We start from the raw sequence: 4745 nt of genomic DNA, 5'->3' as shown, positions 1-4745 counted from the left end.
AACTGAATCATCAACATTCCTTTAGTATAAAAACCGCTATTTACTATAATAAGTAAACCAACCTCAAACGGGCTTGTCCAACACCCGAATAAGGTGTCGGCTGCGCGACACCTATTCTTGTTTGTTAGCAATTTTTATAAAAACTTAGCAATCAGTGAGGACCAAAAACTTGATTTCCCCCAATCATTAACAGGAGCACTTTTAATTACATCACCTAATTCTTTACTAAATTTAGCATAAGCGCTTTTAGTCTCTACAGCGTCGGTTAAACTAATCTTGTTCTTAAGCATATAATTAACAGTAACTAACATCGATGCAGTTAATGAAACTGCAATACCTGCAGCAATTACATCGATTACTCCTGTAGGAGGAAATAGCGACTTTGCCCAAAGGAATAGATTTCGCCCAATAGCCTGCATTGCATATGCAGGTAAAACTGCTATAGCCTGACTTTTAGAAAGGAGCTCCTCCTCATAAATGTAATGTAGGCTACATATTGCGGTAATCTGAGTTACAGTGATAGTTGCACCACTACCGGGAATAAAAGCAAATCCCCCAGAAGTCACACACGCTCCACTTATAGTAATTAGTGCCGCTTTGCCTTTACTTTGCTGAGATTTTAAAAACAACAAATTTTTATTTATTTCTTCTAGCTTTTTTGAAACTGCTTTTCTAACCTCATCCACACCTTGGACTGTTTTTGGTATGCCAAAATCATCAATAGGGATTGGAGTTTCTTCACTGGTAAACGGGCAAACTATTCGATCATTTTCACCATACCCAATAGAAACACAACCATATAATTTATCTTTAGCATTCAAGCCTAATGCGTCCTTCCATTGGTTTGAAAGTAATTCGACATCAGCTTTCGATATGCCATCGATTTTATTTAAAACAACAATAACATTCCCATTAGTAGTGTTATCTTTAAGCTCGTTAAAGTTATCTCTTTGAGTAGAATCCACAGCTCCCGAAACGACTAAAATAGATAAATCATGCCCTTTTTTTAAAAAATATCGCGTTTTTTCTACATTTTTTAAATTTAAATCATTCAATCCTGGAGTGTCCCAGACTGTCACATTTGAGCTAATTTTAAAATCTTTTGGTTCAATGGTAACCCCTGCTTCAGCTCCGACAGGAAAAATAGGGGTTTGCTGATGACAACTAAAAAGTGCATTTAAAAACGAACTTTTACCTGAACTAACTTTACCTCCTACTACTATGGATAAATCATCTTCTATTTGCTCAGATATGTCTTTTAGAACATCATCAACCCTATCGTTTATATCACTTTCTTGAAACATTTTTTACTCCAGTAATGCCAAATTATAGTGGCAAATAATATTGATATTGCTAACGAGGCTGTAGAATTTCTCATTTTCAGCCTGTTTATTTTAAATAAAAATGACAGTAGCTTACATTTACTTGAGATTAAATAGATTATTTTGTTTTTATTAACTAATTGATTAAATTGAGTCATAAATGGGATTCGAGGGTTAAACATGAGGAGTTTATTGAGTTAAGGGCTTAGCCCTTGGCTTAATGTAAACTATTCCTTAACTTCTTACTGTTCTGAAAAAAATGAACGAGACAGTACCTTCTCCATTGACGATTTATTAGGAATAGGCTTTATCTTGGCCGCGCAGTGTGAACTTATTCATCCCTTTATTCACCGTAATATTACCGCTTTTTACTTTAAAGAAAGTAGGCTCAATCGTGTTTAGTCTTTTGCCTTCTTTACTGGATTAGCTCTCGCCTGCCAGGACTGCTGTCTATTTTGACTCGCATTTTATCGGTATATGAGATGATTTTATCTTTTATATTCGTTTCAAACTGAACCTGCCGACCTTGTTTTGTAGGTTTCTTTCTCATGCATTGAGTTTGTAATGGGCAAACCCGGCAATCTTTTAAATACCCTGAGTAGCGAACATAATGCCGACCTGCTGTTTCGACATCTTTAACACTCAACCACATTTCCTTACCTGCTGGGCAATGGCACGTTTGTTTCTTTTCATCAAAGTGGAAGTCACTACTATTAAATAATCTAGACCGACCTTTACTTCGTTTTAATCGTCGTTTCTCTTGCTCTGTTTGATACGTTTCGCTTTGACTAAATAAGGGGTTACGGCTTCTAAATACGGTGTCAGCCATGTAAGCATCGAGCCCAGTGGTTGCCATGAACTCAAGGTTTACCTCACTATGAAAGCCACTGTCTGCGGTGAATTTAGCTTGAGACAATGTATCTCGCGTACCTAATTGGGAAAGTTGCTTTTGTAACTGTTCGATAGCGGGTTTTAAGGTTTGTTGCTCACCTACCGAGCCCCATGTTTGGGCTTGTAAAATGATTTGATGTTTGTCGTCGTTAATGGCAATGCCATTGTAGCCTTGAATAGTGCCTTTACTGGTGGTCATTTTCGCACTATCTGGGTCAGTGATATTACTTTTTACAGGTTTCTTTTGGCTACCGATTTTCTCGTCATTCGTTGCCAGAAACTGTTTTATTTTATCAGCACTTTTATCGAGCTTTTCTTTCTGTTTTAAATCATGTTGTATTTCATCTTCACTTAATCCATCTTGTGCTTGATGACGCGCAATAATGCGCTGGCTAGCCCGACGCAACTTGGTTTGTTTACGCTCAAGCTCATCAAAGGAGAAAAAATATGGACATCCAGCGACTTAAACCATCAAAAATAATCCTATTTCCATTATTAAAACGGTAATCTAAAAATTTTGATAGTAGAAAATCATAAATTAAGAGAGGTTTTACGCAAATAATGACTTTTTCAGGTATGACTGATGTTAGCCGCTGCTAATAATGTGTTTATTTTGTTTTAAATAAAAATACGCGACTTAATGCAGCCGTAATTGGTTTTTACTGGCTATCCAACGTTTGCCTGTGTTACCTGCATAAGCAGCTAATGCTTCTAAAGAGCCCACCGCTCCGTGATAATCTTTTCCAAAACTACTCGCCAGTGATAACCAAATATCATTATCTAAACCAAGAGTGGAGAGTATTCTTGGACGTTGGCTTGAAATCGCACCACGTTTATCTTCTCTTATGATACGGCCACTCCAATCGACAAGCTCGATGTAATCTAATAGTGAAAATGGAATACCCTGCGTATCATTTTGAATTTCATCACCAATAAAGCCAAACAGTGGTTTCTTATGATATAAATCTGACGGTTTTTCTTGTGGTTGAGCAACACCATGAATACGCTCATAAGCTGATGTATATTCTGATGTTTCAACGCTAGCTGCCATTTTGGCGCGGATTGGATTTAGGTCGACATAAGCCATGCAGGTTAATAGTGCATCTTCATCCAATAAAGCTTGAGACTTAAAACGTCCTTCCCAGAAACGCCCTGAGCACTCATCTTCTTTATTCGCTTTACGTGCAATAAATTCATTTAGGCAGCGCATAAACCATGAGATATCGGCTAATCGCCCTCTCCACCCATTAATAATAGTTAATGCGGCTTTATTTTCTGCTTCTGAGGTGGTTTGCTCGGATTGCCAACGCTCAACTAATACAGGTTTTGAATAGAGCTGACACCAACGATCACAAACTTCTTCATGCGTTAAGCTTTCATTATGTTGCTCGTCTATGTGCAATACGAGGTGATAATGGTTGGACATGATAGCGTAAGCGCAGATATCAATATTAAAAAGAGAAGCGAGGTAATGCATTCGCTCAACAACCCACTGACGGCGATGTTCAAAGGATTTCTCGGTGTACTTATCTTCACCACACAAGTAAGCTCTGCGAACACAACGCGAAATACAATGATAATAAGGCGTATCTGATAGCGAGACTTGAGACTGGCGAGATTGAGTCATAATAAACTACCTCCTAAATTCAAAATAAGCATTTATAAAAGATAGTTTTAAAATTTAAATCAGTCAAAGTTTATGGCTGTCCAACTTTAGTTGTCGCTGTCCAACTTTAGTTGTCACAATGAGAGATTATAAAAAAAGAACGTGAAAACGTTCTTTTCGGAGAAATTCTACAGCCTCAACGCCGCAATAAACGGCAGAAAATACTTGGCTATAATTGTTGTGAGGCACGAACAGCAGCCAAGTATTTGATGTCCGATTTAATTGCCTTTGTTAGGTGTGCTCACCCAACCAGACTATATAATCATCATATATTGTTTTTGCATTCAATCGAAAAATTGCAGATGGACTCTTTCTAATATTTAAATCAGAATCTGCAAACCAAACCGATAGAAATACATTTGAAAAATTTTGATTAACTTGTATTTCTTCCAAAATACTTGTTGCTGTAAAATATACTCTATTTTGAAATTCTTCAAACCAGAAATCATCATAATCATAATTTTCTGATTGTTCATAAAGTTCGTCTAATTCATTTTCGTATGCAACAGGATCATTACTAACACCAATTTCCCAATTCGTTAAATCATAAAGATCACCATTTACTACTTTAGTCGTTGCTGCAACTCTAATCGCAATGCAGTTTTCATCTAAGACAAGTCCAAACCCAGTAATTGAGTCTCCAGAATTAGAAATAATTTCTTGTAACGATCTAATTACTAGATTAGTTAATTTTTTTTCAAATTGAATTTGAGTGATCATTTTGTAATATTCTCGACACCTAACGAGGCTGTAGAATTTCTCATTTCAGCCTGTTTATTTTAAATAAAAATGACAGTAGCTTACATTTACTTGAGATTAAATAGATTATTTTGTTTTTATTAACTAATTGATTAAATTGAGTCATA

4 protein-coding genes are annotated in these 4745 nt (G+C 36.4%); all 4 read right to left on the bottom strand.

From position 1 onward, the window contains the following. Nucleotides 1-134: 134 nt before the first annotated feature. The 4 genes from SP041_RS20485 to SP041_RS20470 all read right to left on the bottom strand — a co-directional run bounded on the left by SP041_RS20485 (nt 135) and on the right by SP041_RS20470 (nt 4599). Complete coding sequence (locus SP041_RS20485) at nt 135-1304, bottom strand: GTPase (protein ID WP_025565814.1); 1170 nt, start codon at nt 1302-1304, stop codon at nt 135-137. Between the two features lie 433 nt (nt 1305-1737). Continuing rightward, nucleotides 1738-2619, bottom strand: coding sequence for a transposase (locus SP041_RS20480; protein WP_240791516.1), 882 nt, complete (start codon nt 2617-2619; stop codon nt 1738-1740). A 231-nt stretch (nt 2620-2850) separates the two neighbouring features. Then, nucleotides 2851-3840, bottom strand: coding sequence for a transposase (locus SP041_RS20475; protein ID WP_137298006.1), 990 nt, complete (start codon nt 3838-3840; stop codon nt 2851-2853). A gap of 270 nt (nt 3841-4110) precedes the next feature. Then, the gene (locus SP041_RS20470) at nt 4111-4599 is read right to left on the bottom strand and encodes a hypothetical protein (protein ID WP_025565963.1); all 489 of its coding nucleotides are present in this window, start codon (nt 4597-4599) and stop codon (nt 4111-4113) included. Nucleotides 4600-4745: the final 146 nt, after the last annotated feature.

It is taken from the genome of Psychromonas sp. SP041, from assembly GCF_000470315.2.
Lineage (GTDB): Bacteria > Pseudomonadota > Gammaproteobacteria > Enterobacterales > Psychromonadaceae > Psychromonas.
This window is presented reverse-complemented; position numbering and strand designations above follow the sequence as displayed.

Excerpts from the sequence above, each read along its gene's own strand:
- SP041_RS20485 (WP_025565814.1), bottom strand. The coding sequence starts at position 1,304 with ATGTTTCAAGAAAGTGATATAAACGATAGGGTTGATGATGTTCTAAAA.
- SP041_RS20475 (WP_137298006.1), bottom strand. The coding sequence starts at position 3,840 with ATGACTCAATCTCGCCAGTCTCAAGTCTCGCTATCAGATACGCCTTAT.
- SP041_RS20470 (WP_025565963.1), bottom strand. The coding sequence starts at position 4,599 with ATGATCACTCAAATTCAATTTGAAAAAAAATTAACTAATCTAGTAATT.